This window comes from Halostella limicola (genome assembly GCF_003675875.1).
GTDB classification, from domain to species: domain Archaea; phylum Halobacteriota; class Halobacteria; order Halobacteriales; family Natronoarchaeaceae; genus Halostella; species Halostella limicola.
Genome location: NZ_RCDI01000001.1, coordinates 639,024 through 662,667 on the forward strand (window position 1 = coordinate 639,024; position 23,644 = coordinate 662,667).

General features: G+C 62.4%; 20 protein-coding genes. 12 read left to right on the forward strand and 8 right to left on the reverse strand.

Annotated features, from left to right (window positions below; genetic code table 11):
• Positions 1 to 23: 23 nt before the first annotated feature.
• Positions 24 to 1,643, reverse strand: coding sequence for a sodium/proline symporter (locus D8670_RS04190; RefSeq protein WP_121816835.1), 1,620 nt, complete (start codon positions 1,641 to 1,643; stop codon positions 24 to 26).
• Between the two features lie 8 nt (positions 1,644 to 1,651).
• Positions 1,652 to 1,795, reverse strand: a complete 144-nt coding sequence (locus D8670_RS20720) for a hypothetical protein (protein WP_162994180.1) — start codon at positions 1,793 to 1,795, stop codon at positions 1,652 to 1,654.
• A gap of 458 nt (positions 1,796 to 2,253) precedes the next feature.
• On the opposite strand from D8670_RS20720, the gene D8670_RS04195 reads away from it, so the two are divergent.
• From D8670_RS04195 to D8670_RS04205, 3 genes are all read left to right on the forward strand, one after another.
• Positions 2,254 to 2,529: a hypothetical protein gene (locus D8670_RS04195; RefSeq protein WP_121816836.1), complete on the forward strand. Its 276-nt coding sequence runs from the start codon at positions 2,254 to 2,256 to the stop codon at positions 2,527 to 2,529.
• Between the two features lie 735 nt (positions 2,530 to 3,264).
• Entirely contained in the window at positions 3,265 to 3,567 is a 303-nt protein-coding gene (locus D8670_RS04200) for a UPF0175 family protein (RefSeq protein WP_121816837.1), read from the forward strand.
• Positions 3,564 to 4,088 (forward strand): PIN domain-containing protein, encoded by a 525-nt coding sequence (locus D8670_RS04205; RefSeq protein ID WP_121816838.1) that lies wholly within the window; start codon positions 3,564 to 3,566, stop codon positions 4,086 to 4,088. The genes D8670_RS04200 and D8670_RS04205 overlap by 4 nt, the downstream gene beginning before the upstream one ends.
• Before the next feature lie 149 nt (positions 4,089 to 4,237).
• Here D8670_RS04205 and D8670_RS04210 read toward each other — a convergent pair whose 3' ends face one another.
• The gene (locus tag D8670_RS04210; protein WP_121816839.1) at positions 4,238 to 5,602 is read right to left on the reverse strand and encodes a S8 family serine peptidase; all 1,365 of its coding nucleotides are present in this window, start codon (positions 5,600 to 5,602) and stop codon (positions 4,238 to 4,240) included.
• Positions 5,603 to 6,420: 818 nt separating this feature from the next.
• Here D8670_RS04210 and D8670_RS04215 point away from each other — a divergent pair.
• The 3 genes from D8670_RS04215 (at position 6,421) to D8670_RS04225 (ending at position 8,886) form a co-directional block, all read left to right on the forward strand.
• On the forward strand, positions 6,421 to 7,401 hold the full coding sequence (locus tag D8670_RS04215; RefSeq protein ID WP_121816840.1) for a DUF7972 family membrane protein: 981 nt from the start codon (positions 6,421 to 6,423) through the stop codon (positions 7,399 to 7,401).
• A gap of 124 nt (positions 7,402 to 7,525) precedes the next feature.
• On the forward strand, positions 7,526 to 8,215 hold the full coding sequence (locus tag D8670_RS04220; RefSeq protein ID WP_121816841.1) for a hypothetical protein: 690 nt from the start codon (positions 7,526 to 7,528) through the stop codon (positions 8,213 to 8,215).
• Complete coding sequence (locus D8670_RS04225) at positions 8,212 to 8,886, forward strand: class I SAM-dependent methyltransferase (protein ID WP_121816842.1); 675 nt, start codon at positions 8,212 to 8,214, stop codon at positions 8,884 to 8,886. The genes D8670_RS04220 and D8670_RS04225 overlap by 4 nt, the downstream gene beginning before the upstream one ends.
• 55 nt (positions 8,887 to 8,941) lie before the next feature.
• Here D8670_RS04225 and D8670_RS21620 read toward each other — a convergent pair whose 3' ends face one another.
• The 3 genes from D8670_RS21620 to D8670_RS21280 all read right to left on the reverse strand — a co-directional run bounded on the left by D8670_RS21620 (position 8,942) and on the right by D8670_RS21280 (position 17,269).
• Positions 8,942 to 15,640, reverse strand: a complete 6,699-nt coding sequence (locus D8670_RS21620) for a DUF6531 domain-containing protein (RefSeq protein WP_162994181.1) — start codon at positions 15,638 to 15,640, stop codon at positions 8,942 to 8,944.
• Positions 15,641 to 16,164: 524 nt separating this feature from the next.
• On the reverse strand, positions 16,165 to 16,548 hold the full coding sequence (locus D8670_RS04255) for a nuclear transport factor 2 family protein (RefSeq protein WP_121816843.1): 384 nt from the start codon (positions 16,546 to 16,548) through the stop codon (positions 16,165 to 16,167).
• Between the two features lie 565 nt (positions 16,549 to 17,113).
• On the reverse strand, positions 17,114 to 17,269 hold the full coding sequence (locus D8670_RS21280) for a hypothetical protein (protein ID WP_205596900.1): 156 nt from the start codon (positions 17,267 to 17,269) through the stop codon (positions 17,114 to 17,116).
• Here D8670_RS21280 and D8670_RS04260 point away from each other — a divergent pair.
• The 3 genes from D8670_RS04260 to D8670_RS04270 all read left to right on the forward strand — a co-directional run bounded on the left by D8670_RS04260 (position 17,240) and on the right by D8670_RS04270 (position 19,205).
• Positions 17,240 to 18,334 (forward strand): bacterio-opsin activator domain-containing protein, encoded by a 1,095-nt coding sequence (locus D8670_RS04260; protein ID WP_375137271.1) that lies wholly within the window; start codon positions 17,240 to 17,242, stop codon positions 18,332 to 18,334. The two genes, D8670_RS21280 and D8670_RS04260, sit on opposite strands and share 30 nt — an antisense overlap.
• 227 nt (positions 18,335 to 18,561) lie before the next feature.
• Positions 18,562 to 18,741, forward strand: a complete 180-nt coding sequence (locus D8670_RS04265) for a hypothetical protein (RefSeq protein ID WP_121816844.1) — start codon at positions 18,562 to 18,564, stop codon at positions 18,739 to 18,741.
• A 161-nt stretch (positions 18,742 to 18,902) separates the two neighbouring features.
• Positions 18,903 to 19,205 carry a PadR family transcriptional regulator gene (locus D8670_RS04270; RefSeq protein ID WP_121816845.1) on the forward strand — a complete coding sequence of 101 codons (303 nt, stop codon included), beginning with the start codon at positions 18,903 to 18,905 and terminating at the stop codon, positions 19,203 to 19,205.
• Between the two features lie 20 nt (positions 19,206 to 19,225).
• Here D8670_RS04270 and D8670_RS04275 read toward each other — a convergent pair whose 3' ends face one another.
• Positions 19,226 to 19,870, reverse strand: a complete 645-nt coding sequence (locus D8670_RS04275; protein ID WP_193569264.1) for a helix-turn-helix domain-containing protein — start codon at positions 19,868 to 19,870, stop codon at positions 19,226 to 19,228.
• A gap of 254 nt (positions 19,871 to 20,124) precedes the next feature.
• Between D8670_RS04275 and D8670_RS04280 the strand changes: the two genes are divergently transcribed.
• The 3 genes from D8670_RS04280 (at position 20,125) to D8670_RS04290 (ending at position 22,932) form a co-directional block, all read left to right on the forward strand.
• A complete protein-coding gene (locus D8670_RS04280) occupies positions 20,125 to 20,688 on the forward strand; it encodes a cytochrome P450 (protein WP_233752210.1) in 564 nt (187 codons plus the stop codon).
• Between the two features lie 90 nt (positions 20,689 to 20,778).
• The gene (locus D8670_RS20730; protein WP_162994182.1) at positions 20,779 to 22,029 is read left to right on the forward strand and encodes an RNA-guided endonuclease InsQ/TnpB family protein; all 1,251 of its coding nucleotides are present in this window, start codon (positions 20,779 to 20,781) and stop codon (positions 22,027 to 22,029) included.
• Positions 22,030 to 22,044: 15 nt separating this feature from the next.
• Positions 22,045 to 22,932 (forward strand): CPBP family intramembrane glutamic endopeptidase, encoded by an 888-nt coding sequence (locus D8670_RS04290; protein ID WP_162994183.1) that lies wholly within the window; start codon positions 22,045 to 22,047, stop codon positions 22,930 to 22,932.
• A 272-nt stretch (positions 22,933 to 23,204) separates the two neighbouring features.
• Here D8670_RS04290 and D8670_RS04295 read toward each other — a convergent pair whose 3' ends face one another.
• On the reverse strand, positions 23,205 to 23,489 hold the full coding sequence (locus tag D8670_RS04295; protein ID WP_233752191.1) for a TRAM domain-containing protein: 285 nt from the start codon (positions 23,487 to 23,489) through the stop codon (positions 23,205 to 23,207).
• Between the last annotated feature and the right edge of the window lie 155 nt (positions 23,490 to 23,644).

Below are 23,644 nucleotides of genomic sequence, written 5' to 3' on the forward strand. Positions count from 1 at the left end.
TGTGACGAAGTGGCACTCGGTGGTTAGTCCGCGGTGGAGAGCTCGTCGAGGTCGTGTTTTTGCAGGTAGGTCGTCGCGATGTCTTCGTCAGTCGCCGCGACGATATCGTGTTCCTCGCTCGTCTCCGTGGCGCCGGTTTCCCGCATGAGATCGATCTCCTCCTGCAGCGGTTTGGCGATCTCGTCGAGTTCGCGGCGAATCGTCTCCGCACCGCGCTTCGGCGGGCCAGTGAGACGGCTGACGATGACGATTGCCAACAGCGCGAGCGTGAAGGCAGGGAGGAGTTCGTAGACCTCGAAGAGCATCCCCGGCCCCCCGGAGAACTGATTCCAGATGACGGTCGTGACGACACCGGTTATCATGCCTGCGATGACTCCCGGCCCGGTTGTTCGCTCCCAGTAGACGGAAAGGAGGAGTGCGGGGCCGATCCCGGCCCCGAGCCCCGCCCACGCGAAGACGATCGTCGAATGCACGGACCCAGGTGTGGTCCACGCCCACACAGCAGCGATCAGGCCGATGGTGAGAACCGCGATCCGGTTCGCGAGCAGGACCCGCCGGTCACTGGCGTTTGGATCGATGAGCCCATCGTAGATGTCTTCGCCGAACGCACTCCCCGCGACCAGCAACTGTGAGTCGGCGGTGCTCATGATGGCGGCGGCCGCCCCCGCGAGCAGGAAGCCAGCGATCCAGGTCGGGAGCGTCTCCAGAATCATCATGGGCGCGACGAGATCGGGATTGCTGAGGTCAGGAAGCATCACTACAGCACCCATCGAGATGATGGGGATGCCGACGAGTGCGATGAGCATGAACACGATCGCGACCACCATCGCGAACCCAGCGTGTGAGGGTCGTTTCATCCCCATATAGCGAACGACCCCGTGTGGTTGGCCGAGCCCTCCGAGCGCGATCACGGCGATTGTCGAGAAAATCAGGAACTCGTAGGGGCTGCGCTCCCCCGTGAAAGACGTCATCGTACTGCTCGCCGCTGCATTGAACTGCGTCATCAGGTCGGTCGGTCCACCGACGGCGATCAGCACGGCGATGGGCGTGATGATCGCGAACGCGGTCATCAAGAGCGCCTGGATGACGTCCGTGTACGAGGACGCGGTGAACCCGCCCATGACAGTGTAGATGATGACGACGCTGAGTGCGATCAGGAAGGACCACTGCCTGGGTAAGTCGAATCCCACCGAGATCGCACTCGTCGCGGCGAGGAGTTGGCCGGCAACGTACCCTGCCATGAACACTGCGATGATGAGTGTACTGAGGAGGCGAATCGCGTGATGGTCATCACTGAACCGGGTCGAGAGGAACCCGGGGATCGTGAGTGAGTCGAGAACGCGTGAATACCGTCCGATACGTTTGGCGAGCAACCCCCAAGTCACGATTCCGAGCGGGATCTGCCAGACCATCCACCAGAGCGACGAAACGCCGTTCGCGTAGACGATCGCGGGGAACCCGACGACGAGCCAGCCACTCCAGAGGCTGGCCTGTTCACTAAGCGCGCCTGTGAACAAGTTGAGTTTTCGGCCTCCCAGGAGGTAATCGGACACTGTCTCCGTGAGTCGACCGCCATACGCTCCGATGAGGAGGAGTGCAAGCAGGTACACCGCGAACTCGACGTAAATAACTGTAGACGCCATGGACGGTCTCACCTCGTTGACTCCTCGGAGCGATACTCGCCGAGCAGTTCCTCGTCGGATTCATGGAAGAGATACACGTACAGGAGCGCGATTCCGAGCCACACCACCACGTTTGCTCCATAAAAGAGCAATAACTCACTCCACGACAACATAGACTGCACTACTGACGAAACCCGGATAAAGCTATTGTCCTTCAATAATTGCAACCACCTACATTCATAATAAATGTTATCTAAAAATTGGTATTAAATTAGTACTGAAATGATATTTGCTCCCTGGCGATCGCTGGCAAAGCAACGGACAGAGAGACTCCCCAAGGCGAAATCGTGTGTCTCAGTCACCAGACCTCGAACCGACGTAACTCATTCCAAGATAATTACTGTCCACGCCGGGCCATGGCGCGCTGCCGCGGGATAGGATTACCACAGGTTCGTGTCCGCCGACGAGCCGCCGTGTACTGTGGTATAAGGTAAGTCCCCGGCGGGCGGCCGTGCTGGATGCTGTGGTGGCTCCGTGACGTCTGCGGCCGCCGTGTGACGTCTCCTCGTCACCGGCGCTCGTTCCCTCCACTACTAGCCTTGTTTACTACGTCTCGGATACAACTGCACGTATGGCGACTGCAGTGAAGGTCGACGAGGGCGCGAAGGCGCGACTCGAAGAACTCCAGGCGGAGATTCGCTTTCGGACGGGTGAGTCGGTCACCCAACAGGACCTCCTGACGCGGCTGATCGACGACGCGTACGAGTCACGAGCGGACGTCATCGACTCCTTCCGAGACGCGACCGTGCCGCTCTCTGACCGGGAGAAAGACGCGATGCGACGTGGCCGCATCAGTTCAGGCGTCGAGACCGACGAAGCGGATATCGACGACATCCTCTACGGATGACGGTGCTCGTCGATACGGGCGTGTTGTCTGCCGACCACGATACGGAGCGGCCAGACACGATGCGGCCAGCGAGGCACTCGAAGCCGTTTATGACGGCGCGTATCCACAGCCTGAAGGCCGTGGCATTGCGCCTGTTCAACCTGTAAGGGGATCGAGCGCGCCCTAGTCGGCGAGGATGCTGTCGTCGGGCGCGGTGTCGTCGCAGAAGGTCGTTGTACTTGTTCATGGGGTTGTATACCGCGTTTCCAGCGGAACTACGAGTGTGTATGGCCGACTTCGGACAAGCGTTCTTCTGTAGCAGACCTTCAGACACACCTACTCGCCCCATCGTGCCGATGGAGCCCACAGACGACAGAGGACCTCGGGAACGGGTACCGCTAGACGCGAACGACGGGACGAAAACGAGCGTGAGAAACGCGACGAGTTGGTGCGGAACGAACACCTCTGTCGCGATCCCGAGTCGGCATCGAAGGGAGTAGCGGCCGAACCACTTCGTACACACCCCCGAGGGAGCGACGAGAGAGGTGCGATCTTCCCATTCACGGGGAGGAAACAGCGAGAGTCTCTCCGCTTAGAGGATCGTTTGCAAAAACGAGGATCACGACAGTCGTAGCCGACGTTCCACATCTAGCAGCAGCCTCGTCCTTTACGTCGAGGAGGTCAAGGCCCCCAGTAACCCGTCAACGGGATCTCGCACGGAACGTTTTTGTAACACAATGTATTACTCTGTATACGATGCCCTCGATCAGCGCCCGGATCCCCGACGAGGACGAGGAGGCCCTCGACGAAGTCGCGACGCTACTCGACGAGGACAAAAGTACGGTCATTCGGAAGGCCCTTCGAGAAGGCCTTACTGACATCCGAATTCGGCTCGCAGTCGAGCGGTATCAGACCGGAGACATCTCGACGAATCAGGCTGCCAGGATCGCCGGAGTGAGCGTTGCTGAATGGCTCGAAATCGCGCACGACAGAAACCTGACGTCGCAGCTCTCGACCGACGATATCGCTGCTGACGCCGACAGCGCACGCGAGCTATGACTGCTATTTACGTTGACGCAACGACCCTCATCGCCCTCGGTGCGATCGGCGAACTCGATCTTCTGCTGTCGTTCGATGGAACGCTCGTCGTCCTCCCAGTCGTACGAGAAGAAATCACGACTGAACCGGCCCGGACGAACTGTGACCGACTGTGCGATCGCCCAACAGTCGAGACGACGATGCAGACGCCCGCGGCCGATGACAAACGTGCCCAAGCCATCCTCGAGGAGTCCACCGTGAATGGTGACGTTCGCGTGATCGCAGCGGTGGTAGCACACACTGCTGCTGACGAGCCGGTGGCCGTGGTCTCGGATGATCGTCGGGTGCGAACTGTCGCCCGCGGGCTTGGGGCCACTGTGACCGGCACGATCGGGGTGATCGTCAGAGCGGTCGAGGAGGGATTGTCCGAGGCGGATGCGAAGGCGATCGTGCGTCGTGTCGATGACCATGGCCTCCACATGACCGCAGATCTCCGAGACACGGCAGTGGACCTCATCGAGACAGCCGCTCGATCCCGCTAACGATGACAGCGGTACGCGGGGAAAGCCCGTTCGTTCACCGGTGGGATGACGCCGACAACGGAGACCCTATCGCCGAATACCGCCGGTAAATGAGTCCTGCCGATGTGCCCTAAAAAGAAGAGCCCCTGACCAGTACCAACAGACACCGCTCAGAGCGCGTCGGTGAGGTTCAGGAACCCGCTTCCGTAATACGTCTTGTCGTAGTCCTCGGGGACATCCGCAGCACGTTCGAGCGCGGCCTCGACCTGGTTGGCGTTGTAGTCCGGATTCGCGCTCTTGACGAGCGCCGCGGCGCCTGCGACTTGCGGGGCAGCCATCGACGTGCCAGCGACCCAGCTGTAGGAGTACTTAGTGTCCTCAATCTCGGTCACGTTGCCGTCGTTATCTCGCTTGTACACCGACTCTGCGATCGTATTGAACACGAGATCACGGTACCACGGAACGCTGAGATCCTCATCGTTCCCCAACGCCTCGAGCACTGTCGGCGCGATGTCGCCACCGGGCGCCCCGAGGTCGATGTCGTTCGTGCCGTAGTTGGTGTAGATCGCGGGGCTCCAAGGTGGTGCTGCCTCGTCGCCTACCTCAGTGGAGTCCCACCCGAACCCGATGGGGCCGGTCGCGGCGACCGACAGCCCTTGCGCCCCCTCGTTCGGGAGGCTGATGAAGTTCTTGTCGTGCTGAAGATCCGCCGAGGCGTTCCCGGCGGCGATCACGAGCAGGGTCCCTTCCTTGTTCGCGTACGTCATTGTGCTGTTGAGGGCCTGCCCGTAGAACTGGCCGTTTCCTTGTCGCGGGATGGGATAGGCCCCGAGACTGAGATTCGCCGCATCGGCGCCGATCGCCGCGCTGTACAGGATGGCAGCGAGGATATCGCCGAACGACGCCAACGAGCTCGGCGAGAACACGCGACAGTCGACGAGGTCCGTCGCCGGTGCCGTACCGATGACGCCTGCCTCGTTATCCTGAGCGCCGACGATCCCGCCGACGTGCGTCCCGTGATAGCCGCCGGCCGCGTTCGCCGAGCCGAGTCCGTCGCCGGTGAAGTTCCGAGACAGGTCCTCGTTCACGACGAGGTCTGGATGGCCGGCCGCGACGCCGGTGTCGATGATCGCCACACGTGTCCCTTCCCCTTTCGTCGTCTCATGAACGGTCGGGACGTCAAGCGCCTGCTTGTCCCACTGAAGGGGATATTTGGGTTCGTCCTCGACCGTTGCTTCGCCTATCGTCGGCGCTGCATCATTCACGTCGGGGTCGTCGAGTCGGACCTCGATGTCTGGGGCGTACTCTCGTACGCCGCGGGCCGCTTGTACGTCGGTCTCGTCCCCGCGAACGACGGCGAAATCGACGCCCGGGAGCTCGTGAACCACCTCCACGGCGCTGAGATCGGCGTTGTTGCGAGTCTTAACGAGAAACCGATCGCCTCGCGTTGCCGCTGTTACCGTGGTCCCAGTTGCGACACCGCCTAACACTGCACCGGTCACCTTCAGGAACGTGCGTCGGTTTTGTTGAACCATTGCAGCCATGTACTCACGTCAGTATAGATTTGTAATTTGTAACTTATTACCGTTATAGACTTACCTTATCGAGGTTGAGAGCGCAAGCGTACAGGACGACATACGGTGATCGATCTGTGGACAGGTTCGTCTCTAACTGCTGTCCTGAAGGATCGACCGGGTGGCCATGTCCAATCGAGCGGCATAGTTCACGAGAGTCGGCATCACGTAGAGTGGACCCCCGAACGGCCCAGTATCGGCCAGTGCTGTCGTCCATACCCGCCGCAGTGCCCCGAAGGATCCGCTGTTTCTAGACTGAACCGGCATTGTCTGTCGCCACCGCTGCGGTGGCCGTGAGACGACGCGGACGTGAGGACGCCGGTCGTCGTCGCGTCGCCGCGTTCTCTGACAGGCCGACTTGAGCGTGCCCCACGATCCCTCCGCATCACGACTGGATCCATAGGCGTCCCACACCGCCCGACGGCGAACGCCTATGGAGCGCAGACGTCATTCATCCATCTGCATCCTGAGAACTTCCCGGCTGTTGCTGCATCGCGCTCTGTCCGCTCTCAGTCTTTCCACCCCGGATTTTCGGCCCTTCATGGCCGCAGGGGACTCTCGACAGCTAAGCGTGGGCGGCCACCATAAGCGTCTTCGTTCGTCTAGAAGGGGTGATCTTTCGGCCGACCGCGACGCAGATGGCGCCGCAGAGGGACGAGAACACTGGCCACTGCGAGCCACAGGAGCGTCTCCCGGAAGTAGACAGTCGTATGTCCTGATACTGCCCCCGCCGCTTAACCCGCTTCGAGAAGTAGCATGAGCGTGACGGTGAGTCCTCGATGAGCCAGTCGTGGACCGACGACGTCGAGAATCCCGTGATTCGCTGGCTCTTCATCACCGGGAACCGCCTTAGCGTCGCCACTGTACTGGCACTTCTCGTCACGGGACTGGCGGCACTGATGATCGAGTTCGACTTGGTGTACGTCGGTCCCGGAAGCAATCTCTCGACGGTGCTCGCGAGCGGGCTCCTCTCGGGCCTGCTGACGCTGCTCACGGTCGTCCTCTCGATCAACCAGCTCATCCTCTCGCGGCTGTTCGGCTCAGCAGGGAACCTCTCTGATCAACTGGAAGGCACCCTCGACTACCGGCGTACCGTCGAGGACGTCGCGGACGTCGACGTGAGCCCCAACGACCCCAGCGCGTTCATCACCCTTCTCGCCGAGACCCTACAGCGCCGTGTCCGGGACTTCCAGCAGGAAGTTGAGCGTGCGGCCGTTGCCCTCCACTCCGGGGACGACGCCGGCGAGTACGTGTCGGCGGTCGCCGACTACGCCGACCACCTCGGGGCGGCTGACGACCTCGACGATGCGTCAAAGGTGTTACTCATCACGCTCGGGACGGACTACGCCGACCATCTCGACACGACGCGGAAGTTCAAGAGCAGATACGGCGACGACCTTCCCGACGCGGCCGTCGAGGCGCTCGACGACGTGTTCGAGCTGTTGAAAGCTGTCGCGACGATGCGGCAGTTCTACAAGACGCTCGTGCTCCAGCAGGAACTCGCCATGCTCTCTCGGCACCTGATCTACTCCGGGGTCCCGGCGGTGCTCGTGACGTACTTCCTCTCGCAGACGTACACTGCCGTCTCGGATTTGCCGCCTGCGATCGACCCTGCGTATCTGCCACTCGTCGCGACGGTCGCGACTGGGATAATCCTCTTCCCGCTTGCGGTGTTAGTCGCCTCCCTGTTGCGGATAGCCACGGTGTCACTGTACACAGTGTCGATCGGGACGTTCATCCCGCCCGAAGAATCGATTTGACTGCGCGACGATGACGGCGACCGCGACGATCGCCGGACAGACGGTACTGACTTCAAACCACCCAGTCAGTGCGCAGTCATACCCATATGGTTCTCTCTCCTATGTTCATCCACGGTGAGACAACGTGGCAAGCGAACCCGCAACGACTGAACGAGAGCACGAACGGACACGCGACCTCGCCGAGATCGCCGCCGACGGAACTCCGTTCGTCGTCGCCGCAGCGACGTTCTTCCTCGGGAGCGCCGTCCTGACCCAGAGCGGCGAGCCGGGCGCGTCCACCCCAGTCCCGTGGCTGGTGAGCCACGCCCTCTGGACGGTCGCCACGGTCGTCCTGGCCGTCGGATCGATAGCGGTCGTTCGTCGCTTCTCCGGTCTCGAAACGGGCGTCGCGAGTGCCGTCGCGACCGGCGCGTTCGGACTGGGCGTCCTGCACGCGCTCCAGTGGACGACGTGGGTGTACGTGGACGTCGTCGCGCACCAGCGAGGCGCACACAGTGAACTACTGGAGCCGCTACTGCACCCGTTCGGGACCGGCCACATGCTCATGTACGGCATCCTGGTCGGGGGCGGCGTCGCGGCGACTGGCTGGGGACTGCGCCGACTCCCGGCGACCCACAGGACGATCGACTACGCGGGGATCGCCGTCGGGGCGGCGACCGTCGCCGCCGCGGCGACCGCACTGCTGACCGTCGCTCCCGTACGGAGCCCGACGAGCCTGGCGACGATCGGCCTGCTGGCCGCCGACTACGCCTGGGTCGCGGTCCTCGGGACCGCGCTCTACAGAGGTAGAAACGGGGGGCGACGAGCCAGATGACGATAATCGAAAACTGGCAACGGACCCGGTGGGACGCCTACGCCCCTATCTACGACTGGGCGGCGAAACCCTTCGAGCGGGGCCGCCGCCGCGCCATCGAGCGGCTCGAACTGCAGCCCGGTGACCGGGTCCTCGTCCTCGGATGCGGGACCGGCGCCGACCTGCCGTACCTGCCCGCTGACGCGGAGATAATCGCTCTCGACGTCGCGCCGGCGATGGTCCGCCGCACCGCGGAGCGAGCCGCCGAACTCGACCACGCGGTGAACGTACAGGTCGGCGACGCGGGGGCGCTCCCGTTCGCGGACGACGCGTTCGACGCCGTGCTCCTCCATCTCGTCCTCTCCGTGGTGCCCGATCCGGCCGCGGTCGTCGCCGAGACGGCGCGCGTGCTCGCCCCGGACGGCTGCGTATCGATCTTCGACAAGTTCGTGCCCGCGGGGCAGACGCCGTCGCACCCCCGGCGCGTCCTGAACCCGGTGGCACGGCTGCTGTTCTCCGATCTCACCCGGTCGCTGGATCCGATGATCGCGGGTACCGGGCTCGCTACCGACGAGCGAGAGACGGTTCTCGGTAGCCTCTACACTGTGACTATCGCTCGACCGTCGTCGCAAAAGCGGCGTGCAGAGGCCGACGCCGCAGAGAACGATCCTCCCAAACGAAGGGAAACGTAAAGTAGAGGAGTAGCGGCGCCGCCGAACTCTCTAACCGAGTGGAGGGTGTCGTCGCTCAGAACACCCTCGGATCCGGGCCGACGGAACCGGAACCACCGGAACCGCCGCCGCCGCCGCAAGACGAGCCTCCCGCACCGCCGCCGACGCCACTCCCGCCGCCACCGCTGGAGCAGGTCTCGATCGTGCCGCCAGAACCGCCGCGGCCGCGTTGGGGCATCATCTTCGTCGAGGCGCTCTGCGAGACGCAGTTGCAAGAGGAGCCACTACCGGCCGTATCCGACCCACCGGCCCCGCCCGCCCCACCGCCGCAGTTCGAGCCGCGTTTGGGGACCATCCTACGACAGGTCTGGTCGCCGAAGTCGTTGCCGAGACCGTTGCTCCCGCCGGAGCCACAGCCCCCGCCGCTGTTCGACCCGGGGAAGGTTCCGCCGGGGCCGGTACCGACCCCGCCGAAGCGTTCGTCGGGACCGCCGCGGCCGAAGCCGCAGTTGCTGCCGCCGTTGCCGCCTCCGTCGCCGCCGGTCCCGCCGCCACCGCCGCCGGCGGAACCGTCGTCACCACCGACACCACCACCGCCACCAGAGCTATCGCCACCGCCCCCGCCTCCACCGGAGCTATCGCCGCCGGCGTAGAGGCCGAAACCGCCGAGAGGGCTACCACCCAACCCACCCCTACCGCCTCCGCCGCCACCCTCTCCGTCGTTACAGCCATCGCCGAATCCCCCGTTACCGCCACCGCTACCACCACCGCGCGGACCGGCGTTCCCGCGTCCGCCACCGGCCGGATAGGAGCTCCCGCACTGACCGCCTCCACCGATGCTGATGCCGATTCCGTCGTCGACGTTTCCACCGAATCCCCCGATTCCGCCGTTTCCGGGACCGCCGGTACCACCGCGAGGAGTGCCGCCGCCCCGGGTCGGACCCATCGCGGAGGCTGCGCTACTGCCGGCGCCGCATTCGCCGCCTCCTTCGTCACCGCCGCCGCTTCCTTCGCCTTCACCGTCATCGTCGCCCCCACCGTCACCGCCGTCACCGCCGTCACCGCCATCACCTCCCTCGCCGCCGTCGCCACCGCCCGACGAGCCACCTCCTTCGTCACCGCCACCTTCGCCACCACCTTCACCGCCGCCCTCGCCGCCACCTTCACCGCCACCGTTGTCATCGCCGCCCTCGTTGCCACCTTCACCACCGCCTCCCCCGGCACCGGGATCGTTACCACCTTCGTCGCCGCCGTCGGACGCCATAGTGCCTGTCCCGCCCGGACTTCCGGCAGAGCAACTGCCGCCATCACCGCCGTCGCCACCGTCGCCGCTATCGCCACCGTCTCCGTCGTCGTCATCTGGGGAACGACCGGCCTCCTCAACAACTTCACCGATAATGATCGCTCCACCAGTGATGGCTCCACCTGCAGCAAGCGCTAGACCTCCGGTACCTCCAATTGCAGCACCAGCAGCTACCGATCCGCCCACAGTTATGGCCCCTTGAACTATGGATCCCGCGTCGTCTGACCCAAACATCGCCTTTCCTGCACCACCGGTAATGTCGTTCCCACACTTCGACCCGCCACCTTTCCCACCAGACTCACCGCGTTTCCCGTCGCTTCCAGATCCACCGACACCGCCGCCGTTCTGTTTCCCACCGGTAACTTGATCGAATATCTCCCCGCCGCTCATCCGCTCGCCGGTGGCGCGGTCGAAGAGGTCGCGGCCGCCGGCGTCGGTCGTGTTCAGTACGCCCAGGCCGGGCGCGAACCGTTCGACCGTCTCCACCGGGTTACCGTCGACAACCGTCGCGTATGCCTTTCCCTGCGCGTCGAACCGGATCGCTTCGCGCACGTCGCCGTCCTCGCCGACGACCGTGGCGTTGCGTCCGGCGGCGTCGTCGGTGACGAAGTTCCGTTCACGCTCGCCGTCGCGTTCGACGTCGGTCTCGACCAGCCGACCGGCGTAGACGTTGCGCGTCACCTCGATCGGATCGTCCGGCAGCGATTCGGGCGGCTGCGGAATGCCGCGGCTACCGTCCTCCGGTTCGACGTCGCACGGCCCGCCCTCGGGGAGCGGGTCGAAGTCGCCCTCGTACACCTCTTCCTGCACCAGTTGTCCCCCGGCGTGGACGTACCGGTGGTACCGGTCGGGTTCGTCGCCCGTACAGCAGGTGACCGTTTTGCCCCACACGCGATGAAGCGGACCGTAGACGTAGTGGATCACCCGGAGCAGCTCGCCCTCGTCGTCGAAGCACCGCACGCCGAGCACGGTGTTGTCGTACGCGAGGATGTACTCCACCCGGTCACAGGGCAGGTGACACTCCGGGATCTCCGGGAGCGGAACGGGCTCTAGCTCCCGACTCGCGTCCAGGTCCCACGTCGAGCGCAGGTCCGAGACGTCGAGCCCGCCGGTCTCCAGTTCCCGGTTGCCGTTGGCGTCGAGCCCGTACGAGAGCCCGCCGAACGCGAGGTAGTTGCCGTTCTCGTCGAACTCCGCCTCGTAACCGGCGAGGCCACCCTCGATGCCACTGACGGTTTTCGCCGCCATCCGCCCGGAGTCGTCGAACGCGTAGTCGAGTCGGGTGTCGAACTCCCGCTCCCCTGCGTCGGCGTCGAGGTCCGTCCCGGTCGTCAGCGTCGTCGGGCGCTTCAGCGAGTCGCGCTCGATGTCCGTCCCGAACGCGGCGTCCTCGCGGCTGTAGAACGGTTCCTCGACCGCGCCGACGGTCCCGTCGTTGTTCTTGCGCACGCGGAACCCCCCGACGACGTCGCCGTCCGCGTTCTCGAACCGTTTGCCGACGAGACAGCCGTCGCTACAGGCGCTGTTGTCGTACTCGTAGCTCGCCCGCACGACGCCGTCGCCGAACGTGACGTCGTGGATCCGGCTGGAGTCGAGGTCGAACCGCGCGACCTCCGCGCCGTCGCCGTGGGCGACCCGCGTCAGGTCGCCGTCGCCGTCGTACTCGTACTCGACGGTCGACCCGTCCGGGAAGGTGAGTTCGGACACCTGCCCGTCGGTCGTCCGACGGTATCGGACCGTCCGAGACCGGTCCCCGATCGTCTGGGTCTCGTAGACGAGGTAGTCGTGTTCGTCGAACCCGCGCGTTATCTCGACGCCGGTCGCCTCGTCCGTCGCGGAGGTGAGCCGGCCCTTGTTGTCGTAGTTGTACCGTTCGGTTCGGCTCCCGTTTCGCGATTCGACAGCGCGTTCGCGCAGTCGGTTGGTCTCGTCGTAGCGCTGTTCGAGGGCGATCCCCTTCGGATCGTTCAGACTGCGCACCTGCCCGTTGTCGGTGTAGGTACGGCTCACCGCGGTGCCGTCGGGGTTGGTCCGCTCGACGACCCGCCCACCGTCATCTCGTCTGAGCTCGATCGTCCGTCCCTCGGGGTCGGTCGCGGCCGTCACACGCCCCATGGGGTCGAGTTCGAGACTCGTGGTGAGCCACCGCTCTCGCTCCGCTTCGAAGGCAGCGCCGCCGGTCTGCCGACCGACTCCGTCGAACAACGCCCGGACGCGGTCTCCTTCGATGTCCTCGACCTGCCGAACGCGGTCGAACGCGTCGTACTCGACTTCGCCGAGGAACTTGTCGTTCCGGAAGGTAGCGACCGGCCGGTCTCGCTCGTCGCGGACGATCTCGGTGCGGATGAACAGCGGCTGATCGTTTTCCTGTCGCGGCGCTCCCCGCCGACCGTCGACGGCCAGCGTCTCGTAGAGCGTCCCGCCGTTCGGGACCGGACGGCCGTCGTCGTCAGCCGTCTGCTCCGACGCCGACTCGACCGATTCCACGGACGGCTCCCGGCGGAACGCGGGGTTTACCGGCCGCTTCGTCGCGGGCCGCAGCGACGCTCCCTCCACGTCGCTCTCCTGTCCCTGGCGCTGGACAGCCGTGGGGTTCCCGTTGCCGTCCCGCTGGATCAGTGTCGTGTTGCCGGCCTCGTCTCTGGCGCCCACGACGTTCCCGGCACCGTCGCGGGCGAACAGCGTCACTTCGCCGTCCCCGTTCTCGTTGAACACGCGGCGGTGAGCCCCCGTCCCGTCGCGCTCGACGACGACGTTCGTCTCGGCCTCGACGCCGCTGATGCCGCTCTCGCGGCCGCTGTAGACGCTCGGCTCCCCGGGTCCGTCTCCGCCGGGAGGACTGCCGGGAGTCACCCCGGGGACAGTTCCGTCCGGCCCCGGGTCGCCGCCGCAGCCCGACGGCCGCTCGGTACCGATGCCGCCGGTCGGGTTGCCCCCGACGGTCGGGTCGACCGCCCCGCACCCGATCCCGACGGTTCGCCCGCCCGAACAGCGGTTCATCGAGTCGTAGTCGTTGAACTGAGCGTTCATCGCGACCGTGCCGGACTGCGTGGGCGTCGCGACCTCGCCGCCGTCAGCTACGACGCCGTCGTTCAGACCGGCGGTCGCGTTCTCGTCCGGGGTTAACAGGAACGACGCCCGGAGGTTGTTCGCGGGGTCGTACACGCGACGCTTGGTCACGCCGTCGGGGTTCGTGACCGACGACAGCCGTCCGAACCCGTCGTACTCCTTCGTGAGCCGGTACCCCTCGGCGTCGATCCGCGTGCGTTCCTGACCGTCACGCCGGAACCGGAACCGGTGAACGCCCTCGCTGTCCGTCCCGACCGCGGCCCGCGTCTCGACGCGCTTGCCCCGACGGCTGTAGGTGTACGCGTCGGTGACGTCGTCGGGGTAGGTCCGTCGGATCACGTTCTCGTTGGCGTCGCGCTCGAGGCGGGTCACGATCGGGTCGGTCGTGTCCCCGTCGGCGTCGATACCTATCTTCCCGAACGCCACCACGTTGTTCAGGAGGTTGTATCCCCATACCTCCCTGACCCGCGTCTCCCGTTCCTCGACGGTTCCGTCGGCCTCTCCTTCCGCGTACCGGGAGAACGACTTTTCCTCCATGACGAGCGCGTCCGCGGGGTTGAACTCCCGTTCGGTCCTGACGCCAGCCCTGTCGACCGTCTCGACGGGATTTCCGTGAGCGTCGTACTCGTGGGCCGCTTCGTTCCCTTTGCCGTCGCGGAAGGTCGTCACTCGCTCGAGGGCGTCATACTCGTACGCCTCGGTGTAGTCCTCACCCTGCACGGCTGACGTCCGCGGACCCCCGACGTCCGGTGCGATCCCCCGTTCGGTACTGACTCGCGCCAGGGGGCCGCCGTTCTCCGGTGCGAGCGTCGCCCCGTCAAGCGCGTACGGTCCTTCTTCAGGGTAGTACTCGTACCGAGTCCGGTTGTCCTCCTGGTCGCGATACTCGACCGGCTGGCCGAACTCGTTGTACGTCCACTCTTCGGTGTACTGCTCGGTTCGAGTCGCCCCGGGATCGCGGAGATCGGGGACCTCCACTTCGGGGTGGATCTTCCGAACGAGGTTCCCGCTGTCGTCGTACTCGAACCTGGTAGTGTTCCCGCGAGCGTCGGTGAGGCTCCGTCGGCGCTGGAACGGCCCGTACGTCGCGGTGATGGTCCGCTCGCCGTGGTCTGTGGGCCGGTCCGGATCAGGAACGTGGCGGTATTCGAGAGGGTTACCGCGATCGCGGGCGTCGGCCGCGTCCGCGTCGAAGACTCGCTCCACCACGCCGCCGCCGGGGTACTCCCGACCGATCCACTCGCCGCGGTCGTTGTACTCGGTCCGCGTCACGATGCGAGCAGTCCCCGCTTCGATCTCGTCGATGGGGAGGTCGCGGTCCTCCATCGTTCGGACGGTCCCGTCGCCGTCCGTGCTGGCGGTTTCAACCGGCTCGTCGAACGCCCGACGGACGACGTGGCCCCCGCCGTCGTGGTCGAGATGGAGGTTCGGTTCGTCGACCCCTTTCTGGGCGACGTGCGTCCGATACAGCGGGAAGTCCGCCTCGTCAGTCCCGACCTCCTCGTAGGCGATCGATATCTCACCGGCGCCGTGACGCTGGCTCACGACCCGACCCCTGTCGTCGTACTCGTTCTCGAGATACGGGGTCGATCTCCCGGGGGCCGTCACAGCAGCGAGGCGCCCTGCGTCGGTCCAAGCGTACTCCTTAGTGCCGCCGTTCGCGAGGCTAACCGTCCGGAGTCGGTCGTCGGCGTCGTACTCGTACTCGACCGTCCGGCCGGCGTGATCCTCGATCGCGGCGATGCGACCGTCGTCGTAGGCTACCGTCGTCTCCCGACCTCGCGGGTCGGTAACGACCACTCCGCCATCGCCGTACTCGAAGTCGATGCTGTTGCCGTTACGGTCCTCGATAGCCAGTAGTCGGCCCCCGTCGGACGGCGGTTCGAACCGTTCGACGCGTCCGTTCGGACCGCGGAACTCCCACTCCTCCCGTCCGTCACCACTCGGAACGAGCACTGCGTACAGCAGGTCGTTGGTGAACCGTCCCTCGTCGTCGGGATCGAAGAGATACCGCTCACCGAACCCGTTGTCGTAGACGACCTGTCCATCGGCCTCGGACAACTGCCGCGAATACGTCCACGTGAACCCGCGACCGAAGTCGCCGCGAGAGTCGGTGACGGAACTTCGATAGCGGCGACCGAACGTCGGGGAGACGCCCCCGCGCCCCGGTACCGTCAGATCCGTCGCCGTCACGATCAACTCGCCGCTGTGGCTGAACACTCCAGCGCCCACCTGACTGGCGTTGCGCGCCGGTGGCGGGGAGAACTCGCCGTTCGTCTCCTGCAACGACGCACTGTCTCCGGTCTTGGCGGTGGTCTCTCCCGAAATCGGAACCGAGGAGATGCCGAGCGCGACGCCTTTCAAAAGCGTCCGTCGGTCAAGAGCGGACGAGCGGTTACTCATGAAGGGGCCCCCGCGTTTTCTCCGACCGTTCCCCAGCGGAATCCCCGATAGACTCGTCGCGTCCGTCTGATCTCTCCCGCTTACGGTCGCTATACCGTTCTTTCCGCCAAGGGACTATGCTTGCAATATCGGTGAACAGCGCCACGACAACAAGAACGACGACAGCTGCTACGTCCCTGGGCCTCGCCATGTTCTCGAATACGTGTGTGGTTTCGTTGCAGTCGGTCATTGGTTTCTTACAGCGTGTCGAGATTCACTCAGTTCGATGCCGACTTCTTTCTCAAGAACACCCCCGAACGTAACTGGCGGCTAGCGATAGTTCTAGTATGACAGCATGGGTACTTATCAACTATTAGTGAGATTTATCTCAGTGCTCTCCGGAACAGGACGTTCGACAGGAACGGTTGGTCGTGATGGATCCACGTTACGTCACAAACACGCCCTACAGAGAGACGTTAGTGCCAATTTCACTGGTACGCAGGGACCGGGAAGGAGACGGAATTCAGGATGAGTTCGACTCCGTGTCACTCATCCGGAGGAAAGGGGAGATATGTCCGCCAGCGCGTGATCCCCGTTTCGTCTCCTTCCACGACGAACACTTGTGGGAACTCGCGTTTCGATCCGTCCTTCGCAACGTGGTGAGTGTCGACCTCGATAGCGTACGTGTCCCCCGCACCGATGGAATTCCGTACCGAAAACCCAGGCTGTTCAACGATATTCGTGAGCGCCCATTCGAACGCCTCTCTGATCGCTTCGCGACCCTGATATTCGGAAGCAGGATAATGGGGGTCGATGAAAACGCCATTCTCGGCGTACGTGCTCGCTGCTGCCGCCGCATCACTGTTTTCGAAGGCTCTCAGTGCATTCTCGATACGTTCACGGGTGTTTTTATTCGGTTCTACAGTCATTCTGAACCTCGATTATCTCCCATCTAACGGCGTTACCGATCTGCCGCTTCGATGGAGATCCGATCATCCGATCGTTGCAGTCCGAGGAAAACCATCCCTAGACCTATCTCTAGTCGCTGTCTGGATCTGTGCGTCTCGTCCTCTTGTCGAGACTATTTCGCTGTTTGCTGCTACTTTCGACCGTCTGGGACTGCGCTCTCTGGGAGTATCTCACTATAGAACTGCTTGTTTTAGTGATCAGAACGTTAATGGCCATACTACCGAATACCATGCCTGGGGAGCGCAACCGAAATCACTTGGAACGTGGACCAAGTGACCGCTGCGTCAACGGATTGGGTGGCCGTCATCGACGGCGATCACACGTCACAGTCAACCACCCGTACGCCGAGCTATACGGGTTCCCGCATCCAGACGATCTCGTGGGGAAACCGTGGTCCAGCCGGAGCGCCAAAGACGAACAGGAATATCTCGAGGAAAGCATCCTCGCCGCGATACGCGGAAACGGCCGATGGCGTGGCGTCGACGCGACGGCAGTACGTTCCCGCATGAACTGTCCCTTTCCCAGTTAGACGACAGACAGTATCTGTGTGTCTGTCGTGAGACCGGCCGGGGTGTCCGGACCGGGGACGACGTCGAACATCGCGATCTGCTGGTCGAACACGCGTTTGACGAAATCGACGATGTCGTTTTCATCCTCGACGAGGACGGCGAACTCCGCCACTGGAACGCGAAACTTTGTGAGATGACCGGCTACACGGACGCCGAACTCGCGGCGTTGGACCCGAACGATGACGACTACGTAGAGACGATAACGGCCACGACGGCGGAGGCAGAGACAGGTCAGGGACCGGGCGGTCGAGCACTCCGGACAGGGAACGTACAGGTCAGCCAAGACATCCGCTCCGATCCGTCATTCGTGCCGTGGCGAGAGCAAGCGCTGGATCGCGGCGTCGGATCAGCCGCTGCCGTCCCGCTGGTACATAGCGATACGACGTACGGTATTCTGGCCGTGTATGCTGCCCGTCCGTTTGCGTTCAGCTATCGCGAGCAAGAGGGGCTCGAAACGCTGGGAGAGGCGATCGGATTCGCCATCAACGCGATCGAACACCGCAAGCTCCTGTTCACCGATACGATCGTCGAACTCGAGTTCACTATCACTGATCCCGAGCTAGTGTTCGTCCGACTCTCCGAGCAGTTCGAGTGCGAACTCGCTATCACTGGGTATGTCGAATCGGCGACTGGGAACTGGAGCGTGTATCTCGCTGTTGATGGTGTCTCGCCGGGGGCCGTCCGTGATGCGGCAACGGATGATACAGACGTGGCTGAAGTCCGGATTATTGCCGACGAGGACGATTCAGGCCTACTGGAATGCATCATGAACGGGTCGGCGCTCCAGGAGTTCGGGGCTATACTCACCTCGGGGTCCGTGGAGAAGGGGCAGGGTCGGTTCTGCATTGAAACGCCTCAGATGACGAATATTCGACAGTTAGCCAACCGACTGCAGACTGAGTATCCGAAATCGACATTGATAGCCCAGCGTGAGTTCGACCGTCCCATCCGGAAAGCGGTCGAGTTGCGTCAGTCGATCGAGGAGCGCCTGACCGACCGTCAGCGGGAAGCTCTCACTCGTGCTTACTACGCCGGCTATTTCGAGTGGCCCCGTCAGAGTACCGCCGGCGATATCGCGGCGTCGATGGATATCGCCGAAACTATGTTCCACTATCACCTGCGGAACACCCTCGATACCCTAGTCACGGCGTTCACGGAGAAACCGATACTACATTGAGACCGAGTTTTCCATTTCGAATCTATGTGACTATTCTGCGCCCGTGGACGGGGCTCGGTGGCGCTGCAGGCTTCGTTCACCCTGGTGCTGCGATGGGCCCCGGGAACGGTCACGATACTCGTCCGCGGATGACTCTATGGTCGAGACAGCACGTGTCTCTGCTACTGTGGAACGGTTCGAGATCTGCTGAACACTTATCCCCCTGTGCCACGTCGTCTGAGAGAACGATGGGACTTTTCGAACGCGTCGGGCGACAGGTCGAACAGTTCAGGCAGACCGCGAAGGAAACGGCTGCGGAGAACGCACGCTATCAGTGTCGAGAGTGCGGCGCGCGGTTTAACGCCCACGAGGGACAGTGCCCGGAATGCGGGGCGGACGAGGTTACGACCGCACAGCCGGAGGAGTAAGTACCAGCAGAGCCCGTTACATTTCGCGGTGGGACTGATCTCATTTGGAGTCTTATATTCTCACTTGTAGATGGCTTCCGATCCGGTTGTTGTCGTCGTATTTGTGGTATTTTGGTCTAGTTATTAAGTATAGATGGGTACTAATACTGATGTAACGTCTAATGCACGACCTGACAGGATTCCAGCGCGATCTGCTGTACACGACTGCCGGACTCGATGAGCCGCACGGTCTCGCGATCAAAGACGCGATGGAAGCGTATTACGAGAAAGAGGTACACCACGGCCGGTTGTACCCGAACCTCGACACACTGGTCGATCAGGGATTAGTGAGCAAGCGCGCAAAGGACCGGCGAACGAATGAGTACCGGTTAACGCAGCGTGGTCGACGCGAGATTCAGAACCGCCGGGAATGGGAACAGCAGTACCTCTCTGCGGACTCTCACGCGGACACCGTTTCCGCCTGAGCCGCGGTTCTCCCCCTTCTCTACACGGAGTCGATCCTATCCGCTATCGAACGGTCTTCATAGAGAGCGACTAATCGAGCCTCTGCCTTGCGGAGGTGGTTCGCAGCGGTACTCTTCGAACACCCGACTGCGTCCGCGATCTCTCGAACGCTGGTCTGGCGAGGGATCTCGTAATAGCCCTGATCCCGTGCGACCGTCAACACCTCCTCCTGTCGGACTGTCAAAGCCGTTGCGATCGACTCTCGGTACGCGTCGTACTCTCCGAGCCGGTTGACCGTCACTGAGAGGTGATCAGGGAGCTCGGCCACGACGGTCCGAAGGCTCTCGGACTCGCCGGCGATCTCGAAGACCATCTCTCCGTCGGTACCGTACTCGATCGGCGGTACGACGAGCAGATCCGTGGTTGCGAGGAGTTCCCGGAAGCGGTGCGCGTGTTCGTTGGCGGCTTCCCGCACGTAGACGTAGAAACTCCGGTCGTCGACGGGCGTCATATCGTACTCGCAGATCGTACTGACGGCCTCGAGTGCCGCGAGGTACTCGTCGCGACCGTCCTCGACGTCACCGACGATGTGAAAGAGGGAGGCGACGTACTCCGGATTCGAGTAGTTCCAGTGCCGGAGATACGCTCGCCGAATTGACCCCTGCTCCGCGAGGAACTGCTGCATGGGATGCCGTGTTTCGGGCGGGAATTCGAGCCGCAACTGGAGATACCGTATCACGCAATAGGATAGCGCACTAACATAAAAAAGGTGGACCTGTCCGACAGAACACCGTAGTCCCAGCAACGCAAATTACTGCGCATGAGCGCTGAAACGAGCTACCCGCCCGGTCCAAGCGGATTGCCGGTCGTCGGCAACACGGCGATCTGAGTCGCGACATCTCCCAGTTCTATGAGCGACTGCGCGACGAGTACGGCCGGATAGCGAGCTATCAGGTGTTCGGGACGGACGCTTGCATGGTCGCTCACCCGACCGCGATCCAGCAGATCCTCCTCGACGACCCCGACGCCTTCGAGAAAGGCGAGGTCATCACCCGAAACCTCAACGACGCCATGGGAGAAGGGTTGTTCCTGACGGAAGGCGACCAGTGGCAAAACCAGCGGTCGCACGTCCAACCGGCGTTCTATCGAGACCGGTTAACCACGTACGTCCCCGAGATGCGCGCTACGGCAGCGGAAACAGTCGCGCAGTGGCGCGACGGGGCAATCGTCGATGTGAACGACGCTATGACGGAGATGACGATGGACGTGCTCGGTCGGACGCTATTCGGTGTGGACGTTACGGACAATCCCGTAGTGGCCGAAGCGTCACAAGCGATCCTCGCCCGGTTCGACACGAGCCGGTTCTGGTCGTTCCTACCGGACACGATCCCGACGCCAACGAATCGGCGATACCGACGAGAACTCGCACGACTTCGGAGGTTCGTTGATCACCGCAGTACAGCGCGGAAGCCCACCGCTTCAGGGGTGGGAGGAAGCGCGTAAACTCTGTGCCACAGACCACCGATACCCGCAGGACCGACTCCCGAAATAATCACTGCTAATATAAACAGTCACCCTCAATGTGAGTGTGTCATGGAGGTTCAACGTACCGTTCGGGTCAAACTCGACGTACCCGACGAGCGACGGGACCACCTCCACCAGACCATCGAGCAGTTCAACACCGCCGTCAACTACAGCATCGAGAACGGTCGCAACGACAACGGCTACCTCATTACGGCAAAGACCAACATCCACGATAAGGTCTACCACCACCTTCGTGACGTGACTGACCTGCCTGCGAACCTCTGTGTTCGCGCCTACTCGAAGGCAGTCGAAATGATGAAGTCCACGGTCACTGACTGGAAGAACGGTAATAGTCGTCCAGTCCCGACGTTCGACCAGCCGACCGTCGTCTACGACAAACGCACCCTGACCATCAACGACAGGAGTGCAACCCTCTCGACCGTCGATTCTCGCGTTGAGGTCGGCTTCGACATTGGCAAATGTCAGGCTGATTACCTCGATGACGACGACTACGAGAAACGGATGGGGACGCTCCACTACGACGAACAGGAAGACGACTTCTATCTCCATATCGTCATCCAGAAAGAGGTCGAGGAACGCGAGGGCGACCGTGTTCTCGGTGTTGACTTAAATTTGAAGAACGTCGCCGTGACCAGCACGGGGTCGTTCTACGACGGTGGTGAACTGTTGTGGGGCCAAAACCACTACTTCCGCGTGCGTCGGAGCCTCCAAGACAAAGGCACTCGCTCCGCGAAGCAGGCATTAGCGCGACTGTCGGGGCGAGAAAACCGCTTCGTCTTGGACCGCCTGCACACTATTTCTCGACGCATCGTGGAAGAAGCCCGCCAGTACGACTGCTCGCACATCGCCGTTGAAGACTTGACTCATATCCGCGAGCGAATGGATGCCTATGACGACCAACTGAAACGCCAGATGCACCAGTGGGCATTCCGTGAATTGCAGGAGATGATTCGGTGGAAAGCCACCGAGTACGGGATTCGCGTCGAAGATGTAAATCCCGCATTCTCCTCGCAGACCTGCTCGAAGTGTGGACACCAATCCAGCACGAACCGCAATTCGGATAGATGGTTCGAGTGCAACGAATGCGGATACGAGGTAGACGGCGACTACAACGCTTCCAAGAACATCGGGAAGCGACTTCTCTCTTTACCCGAGGGCAAACGTCCCTCGGGGTTGGGCGACGGTCATCTCGCCCTTAAGAGCGGGTCGTTGACCCTGAACGGCGATTACACCGCCTACGACAGCGGGTCGGTAGAAGGGGAGTCCCACGCTCAAGCCCACGGCTTTAGCCGTGGGTAGATGACAGGTGATCCCATGACCGAGAATCAGATCGTGTTTCGTGGTGGCCGGCGAACGGTCCTCGGATTCGCCGTCGCGTTCGCAGTCGTGACCGCGATCTGGGTGCCGCTCACTGCCGCCGTCGCCGATCAGTCAGCATGGATCAAGCTGGCAACCGAAATCAGCAAATTCGCAGTCATCCTCGGATTCGTCGCAGTCCTCCTGCGGAGTGATACGGTGCGGTTCGCTGAACTGGGTCTCTCTCGCCAACATCTCCTCGCTGCTCTCATCGTCTTTGGTGGGTTCTGGATAGCGATGAACCTCCTTGGCGTTGGTCTGGCCGTGGTTACTGACAATCAGTGGGCTCTGCAGTTGCTGTGGTCGTTGCCCGAATCGGACCCCACGTTCCAGCGATACGCATCACTCCCCGCGACATCGTTACTACTTATACTTCTCAATTTCCTCGTCATCGGCCTCGTCGAGGAGATCGCGTTCCGCGGATACTTTCAGTCGAAAATCATCGCACTGCTCGGCGATAGCACACGCCGACACATCGCTCTCGGGATCGGTGTGACGAGCCTCGTGTTCGGTGTTCTTCACACACCTGCCGCCGTGGTCGATGGGCAGTCGCTCGACGGAATCCTCGCCGCGGCACTCGCCCCCACTGTAACGGCCGTGCTGTTCGGGGCTTTCTACGAATTGACACATAACGTCTATTTCGTGGCGTTGCTGCACGGCTTCGGGAACACATGGCCGCTCGTAGTGGACTGGACGAACTGGTCGGGGACCGCACTCATCGCCTTCTGGGTCTGTGCTGCTGGTATCTATCTCGCCACGACGTTCGCTTATCGGTACTGGCTGGCAGCCCGCGAACAGGTGCCGCTACGAACTAGAGACGATGATGGACACGCACTGCGTGGCTGAAGGTATTCCCTCGGTATCGGTAAAAGAAGTGTATCGACTCCAGTACCACGAAATATAGGTGAAAACTCACCCTTTAGGGGAGGGTAGCTCAATCGGTCTCAAGAGACTGGCGCGTTTGCTGCATAGCAACTAACTCCTCCACGAGTGCTGTGGCGATGTCTGGCGTGGGATGTACCAAAGCGATCTCTATCGCTTGCCGTCGACTCCGATGTGCCGCTCGGAGCGATCGATAGAGCCGATACCGTGTTCGTACTCGTATCATATCTCTTTCACTAGGGGTGCTGCTTGTACTCAGCGTGTCGTTCAACCACGTCCGCAAACACGATGGTGTCGCAGACATTCGTGATCTCGATCGTCACCCGTTCTCCCTGCTCTGCCTTCGGGACGATGATCACGTAACCGTGTTCGATGCGGGCGCTACCGTCGTCCTGATCGCCAAGGGCTTCGATATCGACCGTCAGCTGTTCGCCTTCATTAATTGGCGCTCCGTTATCTTGAGCCTGTTCCGGTTGTGTCTCCGCGTCGATGCCCAGGACTTCCTCGCGGAGACGTATCAATGCACAGTTTCGAAAGGACGGCAATGCGGCAGATCACCAGGGCGAATATCGCCAACCGAGATCTCCCGTTTAGAGATTTCGATAACGTACAAATCGTCCTGTTCCTCTCTTGATGCGGTATACAAGGCAAGTAAGTCGATGTGTTGATCGGCCGT